A 19,796-nucleotide genomic window follows, 5' to 3' on the forward strand; every position below is an offset into this window, starting at 1 on the left:
GATACGTCCTATCGATGAAAGATGGATGGGCGCCCGCTCAGGCGCCGCGCAATCGTTGGGTCAGGCGGGCGGCATGCACCGCGACAATCCCGACAAGGATGCCCCAGAAGGCGGATCCTATATCGAAGATGGTCACGCCCGAGGCTGTGGTGATGAAGGTCAACATGCCCGCCTGCATGTCGGCGCCGCTGCCCAGCATGTCCGTCAACCCCTTGGCGATGGCGCCCAAGAGGGCCAGCCCGGCCAGAAGAGCGATAAGCTCGGCGGGAATGCGCAGCATGGCCCAGCCGATCGTGCCCGCGAAGAGAGCGCAGAGCACGAAGAAGCTGCCCGTCGCCACGCCGGCCACATAGCGGCGGCACGGATCCGGATGCGCCTCGGCGCTGGCGCCCAGCGCCATGGTGATCGAGGCAAGCGCGGTGGTGATCCCGCCGAAGATCGCTCCGGCGAAGGAGGCGAGGCTGGCGACAACCAGAATGGGGCGTGCAGGCAGACGAAAATCATGCGCCCGCAGGATCGCAAGACCCGCAAGGAACTGCCCCGTCAGCGTGGTCAGCGCCAGCGGCAGGGCCAGCCCCAAAAGCGCCGTGACCGAGAAAGTCGGCCAAGTCGGGGCCAGTTGAGGAAAGACGCGCGGCGCCCCCTGCCCGCCGTCTGCAGCCGCGAATGTCAGGATCAGCACACCGGCCAACAGCCAGATCAGCGCAAAGCGCGGCGTGATGACCGACAGCACCACGAAGGCCAGAAGGAGAACACCAACCATGATTGGCGCCGTCGCAAAGCCGCTCATCGCACTTGCGCCGAAGGTAAAGAGGATGCCTGCCATCATCCCGCTCGCCACGGCGGGCGGAACGAGGGACAAGAGCCGGTCGAAAAGGCCGCTGAGCCCCACCAATAGAATGATCCCGGCCGAGACCAGATAGGCCCCCACGATGTCCGGGAATGGCAGGCCCGGCCCCACGGTGCCTAAAAGAACGACGCCTGGCGCCGACCACGCGACCAGCACGGGCGCGCGAAAAGCCAGACTGAGCCCGATGGAGGCCAGCCCTGCCGTTAGCGAGATGGCGGCGACCCAGCCCGAAAAAACCGCCTCGGACACGCCCATCGCCCGCGCCGATTGCAAGAAGATCAGGAGCGGCCCCGCATTCGACACCAGCACCGCCAGGAACCCCGCCGCGATGGCCGAGGCCGACGCATCGCGCATCAAACTACGGCCATGGCTGCCGGCGTTCTCGGCCGCGCGCGTATTGGCAGGGGCGCTCACTCAGGCTGCGTCCTTTGGCATCTTGGCCAGTGCATCGATGAAAAATGGCCGGAAGCCTGCTGGATGCTCAGACATCGGAAAATGGCCTACCTCGTCCATCACCGCCAGCGTAGCGCCGGGAATAGCATCCGCCGTGCGCTTGGCATCTTCGGGCGTGCAGGTCAGATCATAGGCGCCGACGATGATATGCACCGGCGTCTTGGCCGTATCGATTTGGCCAAGGCGCGCAACCAGGCTTTCGTCGCGCGTGTAGAAACTTAGATCACCGCGAAAAACGCCCGGCCCCGATTGCATGAACATCCACAGTGTATTCCAGCGCTCCGCATGTGGGGCATGTGGGCTGATGTTGGCGGAAACCAGCGCTGCACCCATCTCGCCACCATGCGCGTCGGGACGATGGAACCAGTCGATATCATACCAGGCGGGCTGAAAATCACTGGCCTCGATGGCGATGAAGCCCGCGAACCGCTCGGGGTGGAGCGCGGCGAGTTGCAACGCGATACGCCCCCCCATCGAACACCCAGCCAAGATAGGAGTGTCGAGGCCAAGACCATTCATGATGGCGAGGATCGTCTCGATATACGCCTCGGTCGTCAGTAGGTACTCTTCGGTCTCATAGCCTTCGGGCGGCAGGGATTTGCCATGCAGCGGCATATCGAAGGCAATCAGACGATACGCGTCTGTGATCTCGGTATCGTTCATCAAGTGGCGCCATTGGCGCGTATCCGCGCCCGCCGTATGCAGACAAAGGACGGGCGTGCCCTTCCCCGCCTCCTCGAAGTAAATGCGGCGCGGGGCGCCGTCTACCTGGATTGTCAGGTAGCGCCCGGTGATCGGCTCGATACTCATGCCCGGCCTCCCGTGATATCGCGCGGCAACATCATGAACTCCTTGAAAAACCGCAGATTCTTGACCAGCACGAGGATATCGCCAGAGATGCGTCCGCGCCCAATCTTCACAAGGCCGAAAATATCGTGAAAGCCGGGCGCCGGCAGTGGCTCCCAAAACTTCTCCAGCGCCTCGCTGTCGGTGTGATACGAGAACCGATACGGCGTCTTGCGGCTGGGTCCCTCGGCGATGTCGACCAACGCGCCCTTGTCGAAGGTCAGATAATACTCGTTCTCGTCCACGCCCAGCAGCACTGTCTCGGAGAAAAGCCGACCCAATCGCCGCAGGTGGGGCGTACCGTTCAGCGCCTCTTGCATCGTCTTGAGTGTGTCGATCACGTCCAGCGTCCTTGTCTGATGTCCTTGGAGCGTCGCCGCGCGTTTTTGCGGTCATTGCCGCTGAAACGACAGCATCCTTGCGGTCCGGTCAAAGTATCGCCTGATACCGGTCGAGGTATTGGGATCGGTGGGCATTTGAGAAAAGGTGAGTCAACACAGGGAGGAGGGAACACGGGGCCCTCATGTGTCAGTCCGTACCGTATCAGGATCGTATCAGGAGGACCCAAATGGGCATCGTATCACAAGAGAACATCACAGACGTCGTCATCGCGGCACTGGGCAAGAATGGCGATATTAGCGACCGCCAGCGCGAGATCATGTCCGCGCTGGTGCGCCACATGCATGACTTTTGCAAAGAAGTGAACTTGCAGCACAGCGAATTCATCCAAGCCTGCGAATTTCTCAAGCGCGCGGGCCAGACCTGCGACGACAACCGCCAGGAATTCATCCTTCTCGGCGACATTCTGGGCATCGAGGTACTGGCCGACATGCTGACCAACCCGGTCGAAAAAGGCGAGAGCGCCTCGACGGTCCTTGGCCCGTTCTACCGCGAAAACCCGCCCGTCCTACCCAAGGGCGCCTCGACTATCATGAAGCATTTCGACAATGAGGAAACCGCCTATTACGAGGGCTACATCCACGACACGGACGGCAACCCGCTGGCCGGTGTGACCATGGATGTCTGGCAGGACGCGCCCAACGGGATCTACGAAAACCTCGACCCCGATCAGCCAGAATACAACCTGCGTGGCCGCTTCGAGACGGACGAGAACGGCCATTATGCCTTCGTTGCAGTGCGCCCGGTGCCCTACCCCATTCCCGACAACGAGACGGCGGGCGAGCTGCTGCGTTACATGGGCCACCACGCCATGCGCCCCGGCCATATGCACTTCATCGTCTCCAAGGATGGCTATCGCCCCCTTGTCAGCCAGATCTTCGATGCCGATAGCGGCTGGCTGGAAGATGACAGCGTTTTTGCCGTCAAGGACAGTCTGATCGGCAAGTTCGAAAAGGCCGACCCGTCGCTGGGCACCGACCTGCACATGAAGTTCGACTTCGTGCTCAAGGCAGAGGCCCCTGCCAAGGCGGCCTGATCCACCGGAAGCGCATCAAGGGCGGCCCTCGTTGGCCGTTCTTTTTGCATGCTGCGCCACCCCGATCACGTGCTCCCGAAATAGTTAACACCTTTCCCGCAGAGTTGGATACAGTCGAGCGACTGTTGGAAAGCCTTAGATGAATCTTAAACAACTGACGTATTTTATGGCCGTCGCAGACGAGCTGCATTTTGGCCGGGCGGCCGAGCGGCTGGGCATTGCGCAGCCGCCTTTGTCGCGCCAGATCAAGCAGATGGAAGAGGATATGGGAGCCATCCTCTTCAGCCGTGGGCGTAGCTCAATCACCTTGACGCAAGCAGGCGAGCGCCTGCACGAGCGTGGCCGCGATATCCTGAACCAGATCGAGGATACGCAATTGGAAGTGCGGCGCATCGGCCAAGGCGCCGAAGGGCGCCTGCGCATCGGCTTCGTAGGGTCCGCGACCTACGGAATTTTGCCGAATATCATCAAGTCGTTCCGCGCCAATTACCCGCAGATCAACCTCAGTCTGCTGCCGATGAACAACGCCCAGCTACACCGCCAACTGATCAACCGCGCCATCGATGTGGCCTTTGCGCGCCCCACGCTTGTCGATGTCGAGATCACGGTCAAGAAACTCGGGGAAGAGCCGCTGGTTCTTGCCACGCCCGACACAATCGACACCGGCAACCGGCGCAGCGCCGATCTGGCACAATTCACCAAGTACAACATGATTCTCTACCCAGAATATCCGCGCCCTAGCTACGCAGATTTCGTACTCGAGGCCTGCGCCGCGAAGGGCGTCGAAATCAAGAACCGCGTATTCACGATGGACTTGCAAACCGCGCTCAGCCTCGTGGCGATTGGAGAAGGCGTGTGCATCGTACCCGCCTCGGTCGGCAACGCGCAGCGCAACGGGATCAAGTTCCTTAAGATCGAACCGGATCTAGCGCAAACTGCGCTTTCGGTGAACTATCGCCTCGACGAGCAAGGCGTTCACGTGCGCCAGTTCATAAATATCGCGCAGCGTGTTGCACGTAAGATTTTTTGAAGTTGTGTGTTTGAATTTAGGCTCAGAACTTACAATCAAAAAATTGCGAATGCGGTGAACGCGATTGCTTGCAGAAAGGCCTTGGGACAGTGGTCGTAACCTGCTCCTCTTTGATTCCGCGTTTATTGGTTAGCTCTGTTCAGGGTTTGGTCCTCTCTTGACCGTTGGTGATACTCCCGCGGAGCGAGCCCGCCGAGGATCGACTGGCTGCCTGGGGACCGCAGCTATGACGCCGATTGGTTCTGAGAAGAGTTGGAAGACATAGGGATACGTGCCTGCATCCCTGGCCGGAAGCAACGCAAGGCGGCCGTAAAAAACGACAAGCGGCGATACAAATGTCGCAGCCGGATCGAGATCATGTTCGGAAGACTGCAGGACTGACGAAGCATAGCGACACCCTACGACCGATGTCCTAAGGTCTTCCTCTCAGCAACCCCGCTCGCCGCAACCCTCATCTACTGGCTATGAGTCGAGCACCCACCCCATGACCCGGGACACGGCCCACGACTGCGATGCCGTGTTCGATCGTCCGAGCATTGTCACGATTAAGAATGCCCATACCCGGACCGATACCTGCATCGCGCAAACGAGCGAGATGAAAAGCTCATGCGGCGTCGTAGCTCGAGAATACTTCGGTGCTTCCGTCACGGCGGATCAGGAATACGTCATAAGCCTCGCGCTGGTCCTCGGGCCCCATGCCGGGAGAGCCGTAAGGCATTCCCGGCACGGCAAGGCCGATCGCGTCGGGCCGCTCAGCTAGGAGCCTGCGTATATCTGCGGGTGGCACGTGTCCTTCGATGAAATAACCTTCGATCTCGCCGGTATGGCAGGACATCATCGCGTCCGGAATGCCCGCATCGATCTTGTGGCGGGTCAGAAGCGTGCCGAAGCTGTTTTCGGTCGACACGTCGAAGCCGTCGGCGCTCAGAATTTCAACCCACGCCCCGCAGCAGCCGCAATTGCGGTCCTTGAGCACGTGGATCTTGGGCACGGCCCCGGCAAGGCCGACATGCGGCGCGACAGCCGCGAAGCTCGCGGCTCCGATGAGCAGGTTGCGGCGGTTCAGGTTCGGCATGATCGTCCCTCCATTTCAAACGGTCTGCACTCTCATCCCGCCGCGTTCAAGGCCCAGCCGATCACAAGCACTTGAGGCACAGTCAGCAGCGGCAGGAGGAACGCCGCCTTCAGGCGTCCCGTGACTTCTCGCAGGACCAGCATCTCGGTGTAGTCTGTCGCCACGCCCGCCATCAGGAAGGTGAAGGCATTGCCCGGCGCGGCCGCGCGCGTCATCAGGTCGGCGGCGATCGGCACCGACCCTTCCGAGCAGACCTCGATGATCGTCGCGGCAAGAAGCGTGATGAAGAGACCAAGAAGCGTCGCACCGAACCATGTCTCGAAAATCTCGGTCGGCACCGTCGCCCGAATCAGCGCCGCGAGCACCACCCCGAACAAGAGCCAGCGCAGGACCATGCGGCTCGCCGTGACAGAGCGGCGCGCGATATCCCGCAGCAAATCTAATTCATACCGGGTAGCGCGCAGACCAGCTTTCGCCTCGCGCCAGACATGGAAATCCGCCGGCAGATCCACGCGGTTCGGATTGGGCTTCACCTTCCCCTTGCGCTCCAAGGCTTCGACAGCGAGGCCGGTGACGAACGCGACGACCAGAGAGCCCACAAGAAAGACCGCCATCCATCCCCAGCCCATCAGCACCCCGATGATGATGGTCAGCGAGAGCGAATTCCACGGCGAGGCGATGAGAAAGGCGAAGACCTGTCCGAGGCTCGCTCCGCGCTCGTAAAGCTTGGCACCGACCATCAGCACGCCATGATTGCACATATCTAGCAGCACCCCGGCCAGCACCGCGCGCACGAGGCTGCTCGCGCCCTGATCGCGACCGATGATGCCGATGACGAATTGCCGGGGCACACGGTCGATCAGGCCGACGGCAAGCATGCCGATAAGGATGCCCCACCACATCAGGTTCATCATCTCCTGCACGCCATGGGTGAAAACCCCTAGGCCGAGGGACGCGTCATGCGGCAGGAGGAACGCCGCAAGACAAGAGACGAGAATGATGGAGCCCGAGCCCCAGAGCATCCAGTCGAAGCGCCGCCAAAGCGGTGCGGTCTCGCTCGACGATGGACCACAGCAAGACACCGCCGTCTGCCCACCTCCGCCGCAACAGGCGGACGCGGTCCGCGACGGCGGACTTTCCGGCAGGACGAACGTGTCCACGTCGCAGGATCGTGTTCCAGTCTTGGCGCGGCTATCGCTCATGTCGTTCTTTCCAGTCACGAGTCGGCATATGCGCCCTCTAGCCGCTGTAGGTTCAATGGGGTTTCGAAAGTTTTTTCCGAACCGGTTTCCTGCTCACTGCGCGCCGTTTAATATGATCGAATTCCTCAGCGCCTTGATCCCGCTGAGAATCGCGATGACCGGCACCTAGCCTTCATGAACGGCGTGCCAGGCCGTCTGGATTTCTTGTGAACGGCCAAGCCCAAATCTACATTGGCTGTAGAAATCAGGAGACTTCGCATGCTTTCTATCGGCACGCTTGCCCAGCGAACCGGCACCAAGGTGCAGACCATCCGATACTACGAGCAGATCGGCCTCTTGCCCGAACCGGGCCGGACGGCGGGCGGTCAGCGCCGCTATGACGACGGCGATCTCGACCGCCTCTCCTTCATTCGCCACGCGCGCCAACTAGGCTTCACGCTCGACGCGATCCGTGAATTGCTAGATCTATCGGACAACCCCAACCAGTCCTGCGCAGATATCGACCGTATCGCGCATCGCCAACTCAAGGAGGTCGAAGCGCGCATCGTCCGGCTTGAGGCATTGCGAATGGAACTGAAGCGCATGCTGAGCGAATGCCGCCATGACACGGTCGCGGATTGCCGCGTCCTCGAGGTGCTGAGCGATCACGCCGCCTGTCTGACCGATCACCGTTAGAGCGTGTAGGATCGGTGGGATGATAGCAGCCTGCCAATACACTTCGTCACTTGGGCTGGTTACGGCGATGGCTCGAAGCGAGAGTTTCGTTTGAAATGAAAATTCGTCAGTCCCGTAAACTACACTGGGCGCCTCGCGAGAACCGAACGCTCACGCCTCTCTTCTTTGCCGGATGATGTCGATGGCCGGAGCCAAGCGGCGCCCGCCATCTCGCGCTTCGTCAGAATGTCCGCGTCACCGAGACCTTGAACGTCAGGCCCGGCGCCGGCCGTGTGGGCGAGGACAGGTGCCCGACATAGGCCTCATCCAGCAGGTTCTCGATGCCGAACCGCACCGCCGTATCCTCGAGCCACCCCTGATCCGGCTGCCAGGTGGCGCGCAGATTGGGCGAAGAGCTGCCATTCGCTGCGCTACGCACGAACGGCAGAAATGTAGAACCATGAATTCAATCCGTGTCGCTCGTCATACCGAGCAGCCAGTCGCGCACATTCAGCGAGGCGCCGGATGCGCCCTGTCGTGGTGCCAAGAGGTAGAAGTCCGATCCACCCGCGAGGGTTTTGTCGATCGGTTGCACTAGGCGACCGGCATCCAGATCTCGCTGGACGAGAAAGCGGCTCGCCAAGGCGATCCCCTGGCCGGCAAGAGCCGCGTCGAGGCTTAGCGTCGTTTGGTTGAACCGGAGGCCATGCGGCAGATCCAAGTCAGGGCCGAAAGCAAGCTCGATGAATGCGGGCCAGAGATCGTGCGTGTCATGCAGCAGCGTCAAGCCAGTCGTCGCTACCGCATTGAGCGGGAGATTCCGGTGTCCGAGCAGATTGGGTGAGCAGACGGCGATCACTTCCTGCGGGAAAAGAAGGTCCGCGCGTAGGCTCGCCCCGAAAGGCGGTCGTCCTTGCCGCACCGCGAGATCGATCCCGTCGGCATGGAAGCTCGAAACGCGCTCGGTGGCGGTAATCCTGAGGTCGATGTCCGGGTGGGCTTTGGTGAGTTCTGCAAGCCGCGGGATGAGCCATTTCGAGGCAAAAGTCGGAGTTACGCTGATCGTCACCCGCGAAGGGGCTGCACGGAGTGCGGCGGTCGCCTCGGAAAGCTGGGAGAACGCGCGCGAGACCGCCGCGTGATAGGCGCGGCCCTCCTCGGTGAACGCAAGGCCGCGCGGCTCCCGCAGGAACAGGCGGAGGCCGAGATGCTCTTCGAGGCCGCGAACCTGCTGCGCCACAGCCCCTTGGGTCACGCCCAAGTCCCCGGCCGCCGCGCGGAAGGTCAGATGCCTGCCCGCCGCCGCAAACGCTCGAAGACCGTTCAGAGGCGGAAGATCTGACTCATCAGACACTATAGTTTTCCTACATTCACGCAACAGCTCGCCTGGCTGGTTCGATCATCGTAGGCCGACTATCTGGGTATGAACAGAAGAGTCTTACACGGCCCGGCCGAAGAAGGAGGCAAAGATCATGACCAGAGAAAAAGTGGCGCTTATCACGGCAGGTGGCAGCGGCATGGGAGCTGCGGCGGCAAGGCGCCTGTCGGCCGATGGCTTCAAGGTCGGCGTTCTGTCTTCCTCCGGTAAGGGAGAGGCCTTGGCCCAGGAACTCGGCGGCTTCGGCGTCACCGGATCGAACCAGTCGAAGGAGGATCTCGCAAGGCTCGTCGAGGGCGCAATGCATCGCTGGGGCCGCGTCGACGTTCTGGTGAACTCGGCTGGCCATGGACCCAAGGAAGACATCCTCGAGATGTCGGATGAAGACTGGCACGCCGGGATGGATGTCTACTTGATGAACGTGATCCGGCCCGTAAGGCTGGTCACGCCGATCATGATCGAACAGGGTGGTGGCGCGATCATCAACATTTCGACCTTCGCGGCCTTCGAGCCCGACCCACTCTTTCCCACCTCGGGCATTTTCCGCGCCGGCCTTGCAGGCTTCACCAAGCTCTTCGCGGACAAATATGCGGCGCAGAACATCCGCATGAACAACGTCCTGCCCGGCTTCATCGACAGCCTTCCCGAGACAGAAGACCGCCGCGTCCGCATTCCGATGGGTCGGTATGGCAAAGAGGATGAGGTCTCCTCGCTGATCGGATGGCTGGCGTCCGAGGGCGGCGGCTACGTCACCGGGCAGAACTGGCGGATCGACGGAGGCCTGACCCGTGGCGTCTGAGGCAACCGATATCGCCGAGAGAGGGCGGACCGCATTCGTTGTGAAATGGGTGGCCTCGGTCATCCAGATCATGGGCTATGGGGCGACCGGGTTCGGATGGGCGCCGTGGAACCTCTATCTCTTTCTCGTCGGTGTTTTGGGCTGGCTGCTGGTGGGCGTCCTCTGGAACGACCGGGCGCTGATGCTGGTCCACTTCGTTGCGCTCGGCTCGATGCTGGTCGGAATGGCGAGCCGGTGATGGGCTTGGATGCGTAGCGGATGTTTGTTTAAAAAGGGGTGAAGGTCGGCTCTGGGCCGAGAACAGCTTCCTTCACGAATATTCGGATAGCAGAGATTCGATGCTGCGCAGCCGCGGCCGCACCCATCGCGAACTTCAGTCAACAACTCGGCGATCTTCATCCAGCAGTTCTCAGTGCGGGCGGCACTTGCTATGTGGATTCTCCCGCACGGATCGGCGATCCACCGCGTTATTGAAAGACAGTTTTACTAGTCTAAACAAAGTGGACAGAATTAACGTTCCTGATCCTTGCATTACCAGCTCTATCCAGATGTAGCCTTGTCCAAACCGATCAATATATCGATAAGGCAAACGGCTACAAAAGCGACATAGACCGTCACGGCCGATATCGCAGCGACCAGCGGATCAATGTTGTACTGGATGTAGTTGAACAGCTTGACAGGAATAGGAATTAGATCGGCGGTGGAATTGAAAATGCTCACCTCGACATTGATCCAGGATATGATGAAGGCGAAGAGGGCGCCCGCAATCACACCCGGTTTGATCTGTGGAAGCGTGATCAAGAAAAATGTCTCGACACGATTGGCCCCAAGATCTTGGGCAGCCTCTTCGATGTTCATCGGTAATCCGCCCAGCGACGCCATGGTGGTGCGAATGATGTAGGGCACCATAATCACGACATGCCCAACCAGAAGCGCAAGAAAGCTGCGCGCGAAGCCAAGCAGATGGGCGTATTGCAAGATGGCCACGCCGATCACGATCGCAGGCAAAAGCAGTGGTGAGATGAATAATGCGCCGATGGCAGACTTACCCGCGAAGTTCTGACGCGCTAGGACCAGAGCCGCAGGAACCCCGAGAATGAGCGACAGTAGAGATGCCGTTGCAGCCAATTTGATACTAACCCAAGCGGCTTCCAAGAACCCCTCATTTCCTGCAAGACGCGCATACCATTTCAATGAAACCCCCTCGGGTGGGAATGCGAGAAAGTCACCGGCAGTGAATGATGCGGCGATCAACACAACCAGCGGAAAGAACAGGTACAGAATGACCACCCAGCTATAGAGGCCGAGACCAAAGCGCCCAACGAGTTTATGCAGCATCAAAAGCGCGCCTTCTGCGTGATGACCCAAATATGATCCGCACAATCTGGTAGGCACCCAGTAGCGCGAATGCGGTGATGAGCAGGGCAACAGCCAGCGCCGCGCCAAAGCCGTAGTTGAGCACGGTTGCATATTGCTGGAAGACCAGAATAGACATGACAACCTCGCGGCCGCCGCTGAGAATGCTGGGCGTGACGTAGGCCGAAACACAGAGCGTGAAGACCATCAATGCGCCCGACACCACGCCCGGTAGACTAAGCGGTAAGGTCACAAAGGCAAAGGTCGACCACGGCCCTGCACCCAAATCGCGCGCCGCGTCCTTAAGCCGAATGTCGGTGTTCTGAAGGATCGCCGCAACCGACAAGACCATAAACGGCAGCATGATGTAGCTGAGGCCGATAATGATGGACACCTTGTTGAACAACAGCGGTAAGGGCTCGTCCGTCAGGTGCAACCACTGTAGCATGTCGTTTACGAAGCCGTTGCGCCCTAGGAGGATGATCCAGCTGAACGCGCGCACCACGTTGCTGGTAAAGAGCGGTGTGACCACCACAATGTATATCAGCCGCTTAAGCCACTTGTTGCGCACGCGGAACGTTATGAAGTAGGCCAGCGGATAGCCAAGGATCAGCGTGATGACGGTCACCTGAAGCGCGATGCTGAGCGTCGTCCAGAGCGCCCCGCGGTAATACGGATCGCTGATGAGACGGACATAATTGGCGACACTCCAGCCGCCCTCCTGATCGTGCAGGCTGGTCACGACGACAGCTGCGAATGGTGCCGCGAAGAATGCCAACATGAAGGCAACAGGCCCCGCCAGCAACAAAACGGTCGTCCAGATCCCCAACCTCACGCCCCAGCCCCTTCCCGGCCGCTCACTTGCCCAGCACCTTGCAGCGTCCGGCGGGCCAGCCGAAGTTGATATGGCTGCCGGCTTCGAAAGAGCTCACCTCGTCCTGCTGCGTGTCGATCAGTAGCTCTTCGCCGGATGGCATGTTGACAAAGAGCCGCCATGCGACGCCGCGAAAAATTTTGCGGGCCAACGTGCCTTGTCCGGTGATCCAGCCCTCCGGCGCATTTCCTTGGATCAGCCTAATGGTCTCGGGCCGCACCATGATCGCATCTGCGCTCCGCGTATCAACCTGCAAGGCGTCCGGCAAAATCAGCCCCGCGCTCTCGGCGCGTCCCTCCGTGCTGGCAAGCGCAAGGAGGTTCGCCTCGCCGATAAAGTCGGCGACGAAGCGATCAGTTGGCGCATCGTACAGATCCTTGCCCGTGCCGATCTGCGCGATCTTGCCATGATCCATGACAACTATCCGGTCGGCGATCGTCAGGGCCTCTTCCTGGTCGTGCGTGACCAGAATGAACGTCATCCCCAGCCGTTCATGCAGTCGTTTCAGCTCAATCTGCATGCGCTTGCGCAGCTTCAGATCCAGTGCGGCCAGCGGTTCGTCCAGAAGGAGTACCTCGGGGCGATTGACCAGCGCACGCGCAAGCGCCACGCGTTGCTGCTGACCGCCCGAAAGTTCGGCGGGCCAACGCTCGGCGAAACTCTCCATGCCGACCATCTCCAAAGCCTCGATCACGCGGCTTCGAATCTCGGCCTTTCCGAGACGTTTGCGTTTGAGGCCGAAAGCGATGTTTTCCGAAACATCCATATGCGGAAAGAGCGCGTAATTCTGAAAGACGGTATTGACCGGCCGCTTGTCAGGCGGGACGTTGTTCATTCTAATCCCGCCGATCATTAATGTGCCGGAAGACGGATCGAGGAAGCCAGCAATCAAGCGAAGAAGAGTTGTCTTGCCGCACCCTGAGGGACCGAGTAGCGCCAGAAACTCACCCCGCCTGACCGAGAGCGATACATCCGACAGCGCGGTGACGGATCCAAACCTGCGCGATATGCTATCGAGTTGGATAAGGTCGTCGAACATTGCGTCGCCTTTCAAGAAAACGGCCCGGCGGCAACCCTGCCGCCGGAACTGATTTTCACTGACTCGTGGCAATCCGGCTCCAAGCTTCGTTCAACTGATCTCGATGGGCGTTGATCGAACTCCAATCCGCGACGGCGAGATCGTCAATCGATCCATTCGGTCCCCACGGCATCCGGGCCGCGACATCCGCGGGCAGATCGACACCCTCGGTTGCCGGACCCACCTGCAAGGCTGCGGCCAGGCAGCCTGCTTGTGCGGGTTGAACCGCAAAATCGACCAACTGATGCGCGGCTTCCAAGTCGTCGGTCCCCTTGACGATGTGTATGCGAATGTCGGATGCCATCGCACCTTCCTCGGGGATCGCGTAGGCGATGGGCAGCCCGCCGTCGGCCATGGTGAAGGCCTGCGTCGCGTAATGCGCGCCGATCACGCCCTCACCGGTCTGAAAGCCGCTGTTTGCGACGCCCGAGGAGTCGAAGAAAAGTGCAGCTTCGAGCGCTGACATTTTCTCGACCCCGGGGGCCAGATCCTCAAGCGTGCCGCCAGCCAGGCTGTTGAAAGCTGCGAAAACAGGAACTCCGATTGAGTTTACGGCACTGGGAAGGATGACGCGCCCAGCATAGTCGGGGTTCCACAGGTCCTCCCATGAGGTCGGCGGAGTCGTGATCTCTTCGGTATTGTAGACGATGCCGACCGCGAAATAGCCATTGCCGACGGCATAGATGTCGCCACCTTCCGTCATGTATTTTGCCTGATTGGCCACACCGCTCAGTCCGGGTGCCATTGCCGGGTCGATGGCAGCGACCACGCCGCTGTCACGCGCCAACTCTGACACGCCGCCGTCCATCCAAGCGACATCCATGACCGGAGCCGAGGCTTCGGCCTGAAGCTTGGAGAGGGTGACAGTCGAGGCACTCGGCTCCAACTTGATCGCGATGCCCGTCTCCGACTCGAACGGTGTGAAAATGCAGGACGCCAGCGCATCACCCCAGCTGCCGCCGTAGGCGGATACGTTGAGGCTTTCGGTGGCGTGCGCCATTCCAGCCGAGGAAACGGCTGCAACAGAAGCAATCAAATGTTTCGAAAGTGACATTGTCTGTTCTCCCTTGTTAAATTGAGTTTTCGTGCAGTTCCATCAGTCTCCGGCGATGGCCTCAGCCGCCTTGGCGATCGCCGCATCGGTCAGCTCGAAGTCCTCTTCGGTCAGGGCCAGATGAGGATAGGTCTTGCCGGGAGATTTGAAGACGCCGTGCTCGCGCAGCACCGCGTTGAAACGGGCATTCCTTGCGGCATCGGCCTGCGAGACATCGCGGTAGTTGAGCACGTCGCGACCGGTGAACACGACATCGAACAATGTCTCGTGGCCGACGATTCGGTGCGCGACGCCCGCCGCATCCAGATGCGAGGAATAAAGCTTCATCAGCCGGGCACCATGCGACCTGAGCAGGTCATAGGCGCCATCGCGCCGCAGGATCTCCATGGTCTTGAGGCCCGCGATCGCCGCGACCGGATTGCCCGACAGCGTGCCCAGCATCATCAGCCAGCGATCGGCCCCGACGATCGCCTTGTCGAAGTGATCCATGATGTCCTTGCGCCCGGCCACGGCAGCGAGGGGGAAGCCGCCGCCGATGATCTTGCCCAGAGTGCAAAGATCGGGCATCACGCCATAGGCCTCCTGCGCGCCGCCATAGGCGAAGCGAAAACCCGTGACCACCTCGTCGAAGATCAGAACGATGCCATAGCGGTCACACAGATCGCGTACCGCCTGAAGAAAGCCGGGGGCGGGCGGAATGATCCGCTGCAACGGCTCGACGATCATGCCGGCGATCTGGTCACCATGCTCGGCCAAGAGGCTTTCGAGATAGTCGGGGTCATTGAAGGGCGCGATCAGCATCTCGGCGCGCACCGCTTCGGGAATGCCGGCGCTGTCGGGGACGGCTTGCGGAAAATTCACCATACTCGAGGGCGCAAGGCTCATCTGCGCCTCGGCGGACATTCCATGATAGCCGCCCTCGCATTTCAGGATCTTGTCCCGCCCGGTATAGGCCCGCGCAAGGCGCATCGCATACATGTCCGCCTCTCCGCCCGAAGCCAGGAAACGGACCTGCTCGGCGCAGGGAACGGCGCGGCAGATTTCCTCGGCCAGTTCCACTCCGGCGCAGTTATTTGCAAAGAACGTCATGCCCTTAGGCAATTGTTCGGCCACCGCCTCCAGCACCTCGGGATGGCCGTGGCCCAAGAGCATCGGACCCGAGCCGATCAGGTAGTCGACATATTCCTTGCCGTTCTCGTCCCAGACACGGCTGCCCTTGCCGCTTCGTATGAACATCGACGGATCGAAATTGCCGAATCCGCCGGCGGGCAGAACCGCGCGGGCGCGCTCGGCCCAGCTTTTCATCGGTGCGTTGTCGAGCATCGCATTCTCCTAATCAATGATCGCCACGGGCTCACCAAGGATGGCCGAATCCGGCGTCACGCCGAGGCCCGGGCCCTCGGGCGGGGCAATGCGGCCGGCCTTGCGCATCGGCGCACCCGCATCGAGACGCGGGCCGACATAGCCCGATAAATCGCACGTATTCAGAAGCATCCGGGGCGGCGTGGCGGCGGCAAGATGCAGCAACGCCCCCGTGGTCACGTCCGAGCCCCAGGTGTCTTCGATGCACATCTTTGCCCCGAGATGCAGGCACAGATCGCGGGCACGGCGCGTGGCCGAAAGTCCGCCGAATTTCGACAGCTTCAGGGCCAGCGCATCCATGCAGCCCAGATCATACGCCTTTAGCAGCGAGGCGGCATCAAAGCAGCATTCGTCGATCTTCATAGGCAGGTTGGTGGCGGCGCGTACCGCCGCGCATTCCTCCAGCGTGGCGCAAGGCTGCTCCAGCATGATGTCGAGATGCGCCACCGCCCGGCCGACCCGGGTCGCATCCATGCGCGTGGCGCCGCAGTTCCAGTCGCCATAGACGAGCGGGCCATTGCCTACCGCCTCGCGCACCAGGCGCAGCCGCGCCACGTCGGCCTGCCAGTCGCCGTCGGCTCCCAGCTTGACCTGAAAGTGCGTGATGCCCTCGGCCTGCGCCTCGCGCGCCATGCGGGCCATTTCCTCGGGCGCCACGCAGGTGATCGAGTGGTAGAGCGGCAAGTCGGCCGCCTGCCGTCCGCCCAGAAGCGTATGAAGCGGCAGGCCCGCGACACGGCCGGTGATGTCCCAGAACGCGATGTCGAGCGCGGATTTTGCATAGACATGGCCTTGCAGATAGGCATCCGCCCGCGCCATCAACGCCTCGGCGCCCAGCGGATCCCCACCAAGCAAAACAGGAGCCAAGTATTCCAGCGCGGGGCCCACGCCCTCGGCATAGGCAGGAAGATAATGAGGGATCGGGCAGACCTCGCCCCATCCGGACACGCCCGCATCCGTATCGACCCTCAAAACGGCCGAGATGACGGCGTCGCAGGTCTTGCCGGCAGCCATGTGGTAGGCGACGTGGCTGGTCAGTTCGACATGCCAGAGGGTCAGTTTCGTGATCTTCATAGCGCGCTCTCGTAGGTTGCAACGGGCGTGCCCAGCGCCGATGGGTCCGGCATGACGCCGAGGCCGGGGGCTGAGGGCGGTACCGCGAACCCGCCCTCGTTCCTCGCACCCTGCCCCGCCACCGGGTCGACCGAGAGGTGATAATGGCATAGCCAACTGGCCAGACGGTTCGCGGCTGGCGTGGCGCTGGCCAGATGGATCGCCGCCGTGTCGGCCAGCGCCGAGCCGCCTACATCCTCGATATGCATCTGCCAGCCGACCGAGACGCCGAAATCACGGATCTGAAGTGCGCGCGTCAGGCCGCCGACGCGGTTCGGCTTGACCTTGACGCCCTCGCAGGCGCCCAGCCGCCAAGCCTCCAGATGATTCTGGAAACTGTGCAGGCATTCATCCAACATGATCGGGTTCGACACACGGCGCGCGACATGGGCGCATTGATCCAGCGTCTCGCAGGGCTGTTCGACCCAGTCGCGCGAGGGCGCGGTGTTCAGCACCTGCACCGCCACGCCGGGCGTCCAGGCACGATTGATGTCGTATGTCACTTTCTCATCCGTCGGCAAGGCGGCGGAGATCGCCTCGATCCGGGCGATATCGGCGGCGATGTCATGCCCCCCCAGCTTGGCGGAATGGACGCGATAGCCTTGTCGGCTGGCGCTGCGAATGAGCGCGATCATCTCCGCAGGCGTACCCGTCGAGATCGAAGAGTTGACCGCTACCGGCGCGGCGTGGTCGCCTCCGAAAAGCTGCCAGAGCGGCACACCGGCGATCTGCCCCAGAATGTCCCAGCAGGCGATGTCGATCGCGGATTTGACATAGAGATGCCCCGGCAACTGCACATCCATCGCGTCGTTCAACGCCCGCAAACTGCGCGGATCGCGCCCCAGCAGCGCAGGCGCCAAAGTGGCGATGCCGGCGCGGATGCCCGGCCCATGCGCCGGCAGATAGGTATTGCCCCAGGGACACCCCTCGCCCCAGCCGCTGATCCCCTCGTCAGTGTCGATGCATACGAAGGTACTGTCCAGCCGCTCGAACTTGAGCCGCCCGCCGGACAGCCAGTAGGGCTGCGAGAGCGGCAGATCGAGCGCCCAGACGGTGATGCGAGTGATCTTCACGCACCATACTCCGCTACAGGTCCGCCGAGGCTGTCGAAATCCGCCGTCACACCCAGACCGGGGACATCAGTGGCATAGAGCATGCCATCCCGTGCCACCGGTCCGCCGATGCCGGTCGAGCGTGTGTTGTAGTTCATCAGGTCGGTGGTGTTCTGCAGGTATTCGGGCGGGGTGGAGGCGGCGAAATGCGCAACCACAGAGGACGTGATTTCACCACCCCAGGTATCCTCGCTGACGACGGGAATGCGGTTGTCGACAAGGAAATCGCGGACCCGGCGCGCCTTGGACAGGCCGCCAAGGTTCGAAATCTTGAGACAACAGATTTCCGCACCGCGATCCGCTACGATGCGCTGCGCCGCCTTCATTCCGGTTACGCATTCATCCAGTTTCATCGGCTGCTGCGCAACGCGGCGGACCTGCTGGCATTCCTCGTAGGTTTGACAGGGCTGTTCCAGAATAAAATCCAGATCGCGCGTCGCCCGGGCGACGCGGATCGCATTATCCACCCGCCAGCCCTGGTTGGCATCGGCCATGGCCTTTTCGCCCGCCTTGAGCAGCGGCACCGTCGACCGGATGCGATCAATATCAGCCGCCCAGTCGCCCCCGACCTTGATCTGGAACTGCCGGTATCCCTGCTCGCGGTAGCGATCCATTTCGACGATGGTTTCCTGCGTCGGCTTTTGCGGTGCGACCCGGTACATCGGCGCGCCATCCGTCAGCTTGCCACCCAGCAGCATCCAGACCGGGGTAGACAGCGCCTGACCCAAAATATCCCAGCAGGCCGCATCGAACGGTGCCTTGGCATAGCCGTGCCCCTGAACCAAGTGATCCATGATCCGCTCGATGAGGGCCAGTTGGCGGGGGTCTTCGCCGATCAGCTTTGGCGCGATCAATCGGGCGATGGCCTCGACCCCTTCGGAATGGGCGACCATGTAGTTTTCGCCGCATGGGCTGAATTCGCCGCAGCCTTGTAGCCCGGCATCCGTGTCGATCACCACAACCGAAGCCCGCGAGACGGTGATCGCATTGCCGGCACCCCAGCCATAGCTGCCGCCGACATAGGGCAGGTCGGTCTTGAAGACACGGATGCGGGTGATTTTCATGGTATCACGACGATATTGCCGACGTGGCGCTTGTCGATGAAGGCTTGCTGCGCCTCGCGTAAGTCGCGCAGCGGGTAGGTTGCGGCAAGGACGGGCTGAATATCCCCGCGCTCGATGTAGCTGACAAGATCGCCGAAGACGTGCAGCGGAATGACGGTTGATCCGGTGAATGTCAGATCCCGCAGATAGAGCGTGCGCAGATCCAGCGTCACCATCGGCCCCGCGATCGCTCCGGAACAGGTGTAGCGTCCACCGCGCTCGAGAATATCGATCAGCATCGGCCAATAAGGCCCGCCGACGACATCTGCCACGACGGTGACGTTCTCATCGCCGAGCGCGGCACGCAGATCATCGGGTGCGCGCGGCAGGATCCGATCGGGGCCGAGCCTTGAGACATCGCCATGTTTCGCGTCGGACGCCATCGCGATCACACGTGCCCCGCGCAGTTTGGCGAGCTGGACCAGCGCGCCGCCGACCCCCCCGGATGCGCCCGGAACGAGAACGGTGTCCTGCGCGGTGACCTGCGCGCGAGACAGCATGCCTTCGGCGGTCGAATAGGAGCATGAGAACGTCGCAAGCTCGGCATCGCTCAAATCCGACGTAACAACCGCCATGTCGCGGATGTCGGTCTTGGTGTACTCGGCAAAGCCGCCATCGACTTCCGAGCCGAAATACTTGGCCTTCTTCATGTTCTCGGGGTCCGACCAGTCACGGCACCAGCCATTGGTCATGACCCGCTTGCCGATCAGCGCGGGATCCGCGCCCTCGCCGACCGCGACCACCTCGCCCACGGCGTCCGCCCCCTGAATCCGCGGAAAGGTGATGGGCGCCCCGCCCCATGTCGGATCATCGTCGGCGACGGACGCGTAGGCGCCGCCAGTCGTCGCCTCGCTGACGGTTTTGGAATACCAGCCCGACCGGGTGTTGACGTCCGTGTTGTTCAGCCCGCAGGCGCCGACGCGGATCAGCGCTTCCATCGGGCTGGGCTCGGGCCGCGGCCAATCCTCGTGCCAGACGTATTTGTCGAGGCCGCCATGCCCCGTCAGAACCATCGCTTTCAT

At 61.5% G+C, this 19,796-nt stretch carries 21 protein-coding genes and 1 pseudogene; 6 read left to right on the plus strand and 16 right to left on the minus strand.

Annotated elements, in window-relative coordinates; genetic code table 11:
* Nucleotides 1–37: 37 nt before the first annotated feature.
* Genes ACGRVM_RS14730 through ACGRVM_RS14740 form a run of 3 tightly spaced genes read right to left on the minus strand, consistent with a single transcriptional unit; the run spans nt 38 to nt 2,490 of the window.
* Nucleotides 38–1,264, minus strand: a complete 1,227-nt coding sequence (locus ACGRVM_RS14730) for a benzoate/H(+) symporter BenE family transporter (RefSeq protein ID WP_377172470.1) — start codon at nt 1,262–1,264, stop codon at nt 38–40.
* Entirely contained in the window at nt 1,265–2,113 is an 849-nt protein-coding gene (locus tag ACGRVM_RS14735) for an alpha/beta fold hydrolase (protein WP_377172469.1), read from the minus strand. It abuts the gene before it with no gap.
* Nucleotides 2,110–2,490, minus strand: coding sequence for a hypothetical protein (locus ACGRVM_RS14740; protein WP_377172468.1), 381 nt, complete (start codon nt 2,488–2,490; stop codon nt 2,110–2,112). The genes ACGRVM_RS14735 and ACGRVM_RS14740 overlap by 4 nt, the downstream gene beginning before the upstream one ends.
* 227 nt (nt 2,491–2,717) lie before the next feature.
* Between ACGRVM_RS14740 and ACGRVM_RS14745 the strand changes: the two genes are divergently transcribed.
* The 3 genes and pseudogenes from ACGRVM_RS14745 to ACGRVM_RS14755 all read left to right on the plus strand — a co-directional run.
* Entirely contained in the window at nt 2,718–3,584 is an 867-nt protein-coding gene (locus ACGRVM_RS14745) for a dioxygenase family protein (RefSeq protein ID WP_377172467.1), read from the plus strand.
* Nucleotides 3,585–3,723: 139 nt separating this feature from the next.
* On the plus strand, nt 3,724–4,614 hold the full coding sequence (locus ACGRVM_RS14750; protein WP_377172466.1) for a LysR family transcriptional regulator: 891 nt from the start codon (nt 3,724–3,726) through the stop codon (nt 4,612–4,614).
* A 192-nt stretch (nt 4,615–4,806) separates the two neighbouring features.
* A pseudogene (locus ACGRVM_RS14755) lies at nt 4,807–5,082 on the plus strand (transposase); the annotation flags it as partial.
* Nucleotides 5,083–5,218: 136 nt separating this feature from the next.
* Here the strand turns inward: ACGRVM_RS14755 and ACGRVM_RS14760 are convergent.
* Together ACGRVM_RS14760 and ACGRVM_RS14765 are read right to left on the minus strand one after the other, a co-directional pair.
* Nucleotides 5,219–5,689: a DUF411 domain-containing protein gene (locus tag ACGRVM_RS14760; RefSeq protein ID WP_394624063.1), complete on the minus strand. Its 471-nt coding sequence runs from the start codon at nt 5,687–5,689 to the stop codon at nt 5,219–5,221.
* Nucleotides 5,690–5,721: 32 nt separating this feature from the next.
* Nucleotides 5,722–6,711: a permease gene (locus tag ACGRVM_RS14765; RefSeq protein ID WP_394624064.1), complete on the minus strand. Its 990-nt coding sequence runs from the start codon at nt 6,709–6,711 to the stop codon at nt 5,722–5,724.
* Between the two features lie 438 nt (nt 6,712–7,149).
* Between ACGRVM_RS14765 and ACGRVM_RS14770 the strand changes: the two genes are divergently transcribed.
* Entirely contained in the window at nt 7,150–7,566 is a 417-nt protein-coding gene (locus ACGRVM_RS14770) for a MerR family transcriptional regulator (RefSeq protein ID WP_377173336.1), read from the plus strand.
* 220 nt (nt 7,567–7,786) lie between these two features.
* Here the strand turns inward: ACGRVM_RS14770 and ACGRVM_RS14775 are convergent, their stop codons facing one another.
* Nucleotides 7,787–7,984 (minus strand): hypothetical protein, encoded by a 198-nt coding sequence (locus ACGRVM_RS14775; RefSeq protein WP_377173333.1) that lies wholly within the window; start codon nt 7,982–7,984, stop codon nt 7,787–7,789.
* Between the two features lie 27 nt (nt 7,985–8,011).
* Nucleotides 8,012–8,899, minus strand: coding sequence for a LysR substrate-binding domain-containing protein (locus tag ACGRVM_RS14780; RefSeq protein ID WP_377173331.1), 888 nt, complete (start codon nt 8,897–8,899; stop codon nt 8,012–8,014).
* 118 nt (nt 8,900–9,017) lie between these two features.
* Here ACGRVM_RS14780 and ACGRVM_RS14785 point away from each other — a divergent pair, with 118 nt between their 5' ends.
* Together ACGRVM_RS14785 and ACGRVM_RS14790 are read left to right on the plus strand one after the other, a co-directional pair.
* Nucleotides 9,018–9,722, plus strand: coding sequence for an SDR family oxidoreductase (locus ACGRVM_RS14785; protein WP_377173329.1), 705 nt, complete (start codon nt 9,018–9,020; stop codon nt 9,720–9,722).
* A complete protein-coding gene (locus tag ACGRVM_RS14790; RefSeq protein ID WP_377173328.1) occupies nt 9,712–9,960 on the plus strand; it encodes a DUF6552 family protein in 249 nt (82 codons plus the stop codon). The genes ACGRVM_RS14785 and ACGRVM_RS14790 overlap by 11 nt, the downstream gene beginning before the upstream one ends.
* A gap of 302 nt (nt 9,961–10,262) precedes the next feature.
* Here the strand turns inward: ACGRVM_RS14790 and ACGRVM_RS14795 are convergent, their stop codons facing one another.
* The 9 genes from ACGRVM_RS14795 to ACGRVM_RS14835 all read right to left on the minus strand — a co-directional run bounded on the left by ACGRVM_RS14795 (nt 10,263) and on the right by ACGRVM_RS14835 (nt 19,796).
* Nucleotides 10,263–11,060 (minus strand): ABC transporter permease, encoded by a 798-nt coding sequence (locus ACGRVM_RS14795; RefSeq protein ID WP_377173326.1) that lies wholly within the window; start codon nt 11,058–11,060, stop codon nt 10,263–10,265.
* Complete coding sequence (locus tag ACGRVM_RS14800) at nt 11,050–11,859, minus strand: ABC transporter permease (RefSeq protein ID WP_394624065.1); 810 nt, start codon at nt 11,857–11,859, stop codon at nt 11,050–11,052. Before ACGRVM_RS14800 ends, ACGRVM_RS14795 begins: the two co-directional genes overlap by 11 nt.
* Before the next feature lie 76 nt (nt 11,860–11,935).
* Nucleotides 11,936–12,991: an ABC transporter ATP-binding protein gene (locus ACGRVM_RS14805; protein WP_377173323.1), complete on the minus strand. Its 1,056-nt coding sequence runs from the start codon at nt 12,989–12,991 to the stop codon at nt 11,936–11,938.
* A gap of 55 nt (nt 12,992–13,046) precedes the next feature.
* Nucleotides 13,047–14,084, minus strand: a complete 1,038-nt coding sequence (locus ACGRVM_RS14810; protein WP_377173321.1) for an ABC transporter substrate-binding protein — start codon at nt 14,082–14,084, stop codon at nt 13,047–13,049.
* 42 nt (nt 14,085–14,126) lie between these two features.
* Nucleotides 14,127–15,407, minus strand: a complete 1,281-nt coding sequence (locus ACGRVM_RS14815; RefSeq protein ID WP_377173320.1) for an aspartate aminotransferase family protein — start codon at nt 15,405–15,407, stop codon at nt 14,127–14,129.
* Between the two features lie 9 nt (nt 15,408–15,416).
* On the minus strand, nt 15,417–16,520 hold the full coding sequence (locus tag ACGRVM_RS14820) for a mandelate racemase/muconate lactonizing enzyme family protein (protein ID WP_377173318.1): 1,104 nt from the start codon (nt 16,518–16,520) through the stop codon (nt 15,417–15,419).
* Nucleotides 16,517–17,632: a mandelate racemase/muconate lactonizing enzyme family protein gene (locus tag ACGRVM_RS14825; RefSeq protein ID WP_377173317.1), complete on the minus strand. Its 1,116-nt coding sequence runs from the start codon at nt 17,630–17,632 to the stop codon at nt 16,517–16,519. Before ACGRVM_RS14825 ends, ACGRVM_RS14820 begins: the two co-directional genes overlap by 4 nt.
* Nucleotides 17,629–18,735, minus strand: coding sequence for a mandelate racemase/muconate lactonizing enzyme family protein (locus tag ACGRVM_RS14830; RefSeq protein ID WP_377173315.1), 1,107 nt, complete (start codon nt 18,733–18,735; stop codon nt 17,629–17,631). The genes ACGRVM_RS14825 and ACGRVM_RS14830 overlap by 4 nt, the downstream gene beginning before the upstream one ends.
* A complete protein-coding gene (locus tag ACGRVM_RS14835) occupies nt 18,732–19,796 on the minus strand; it encodes an alcohol dehydrogenase family protein (protein WP_377173313.1) in 1,065 nt (354 codons plus the stop codon). The genes ACGRVM_RS14830 and ACGRVM_RS14835 overlap by 4 nt, the downstream gene beginning before the upstream one ends.

Origin of the sequence: Roseovarius aquimarinus (genome assembly GCF_043661195.1) — a bacterium.
Taxonomy (GTDB): Bacteria; Pseudomonadota; Alphaproteobacteria; order Rhodobacterales; family Rhodobacteraceae; genus Roseovarius; species Roseovarius aquimarinus.

Excerpts from the sequence above, each read along its gene's own strand:
- ACGRVM_RS14735 (WP_377172469.1), bottom strand. The coding sequence starts at position 2,113 with ATGAGTATCGAGCCGATCACCGGGCGCTACCTGACAATCCAGGTAGAC.
- ACGRVM_RS14745 (WP_377172467.1), top strand. The coding sequence starts at position 2,718 with ATGGGCATCGTATCACAAGAGAACATCACAGACGTCGTCATCGCGGCA.
- ACGRVM_RS14750 (WP_377172466.1), top strand. The coding sequence starts at position 3,724 with ATGAATCTTAAACAACTGACGTATTTTATGGCCGTCGCAGACGAGCTG.
- ACGRVM_RS14760 (WP_394624063.1), bottom strand. The coding sequence starts at position 5,689 with ATGCCGAACCTGAACCGCCGCAACCTGCTCATCGGAGCCGCGAGCTTC.
- ACGRVM_RS14765 (WP_394624064.1), bottom strand. The coding sequence starts at position 6,711 with ATGCTCTGGGGCTCGGGCTCCATCATTCTCGTCTCTTGTCTTGCGGCG.
- ACGRVM_RS14770 (WP_377173336.1), top strand. The coding sequence starts at position 7,150 with ATGCTTTCTATCGGCACGCTTGCCCAGCGAACCGGCACCAAGGTGCAG.
- ACGRVM_RS14785 (WP_377173329.1), top strand. The coding sequence starts at position 9,018 with ATGACCAGAGAAAAAGTGGCGCTTATCACGGCAGGTGGCAGCGGCATG.
- ACGRVM_RS14795 (WP_377173326.1), bottom strand. The coding sequence starts at position 11,060 with ATGCTGCATAAACTCGTTGGGCGCTTTGGTCTCGGCCTCTATAGCTGG.
- ACGRVM_RS14800 (WP_394624065.1), bottom strand. The coding sequence starts at position 11,859 with ATGTTGGCATTCTTCGCGGCACCATTCGCAGCTGTCGTCGTGACCAGC.
- ACGRVM_RS14805 (WP_377173323.1), bottom strand. The coding sequence starts at position 12,991 with ATGTTCGACGACCTTATCCAACTCGATAGCATATCGCGCAGGTTTGGA.
- ACGRVM_RS14810 (WP_377173321.1), bottom strand. The coding sequence starts at position 14,084 with ATGTCACTTTCGAAACATTTGATTGCTTCTGTTGCAGCCGTTTCCTCG.
- ACGRVM_RS14815 (WP_377173320.1), bottom strand. The coding sequence starts at position 15,407 with ATGCTCGACAACGCACCGATGAAAAGCTGGGCCGAGCGCGCCCGCGCG.
- ACGRVM_RS14820 (WP_377173318.1), bottom strand. The coding sequence starts at position 16,520 with ATGAAGATCACGAAACTGACCCTCTGGCATGTCGAACTGACCAGCCAC.
- ACGRVM_RS14830 (WP_377173315.1), bottom strand. The coding sequence starts at position 18,735 with ATGAAAATCACCCGCATCCGTGTCTTCAAGACCGACCTGCCCTATGTC.
- ACGRVM_RS14835 (WP_377173313.1), bottom strand. The coding sequence starts at position 19,796 with ATGAAAGCGATGGTTCTGACGGGGCATGGCGGCCTCGACAAATACGTC.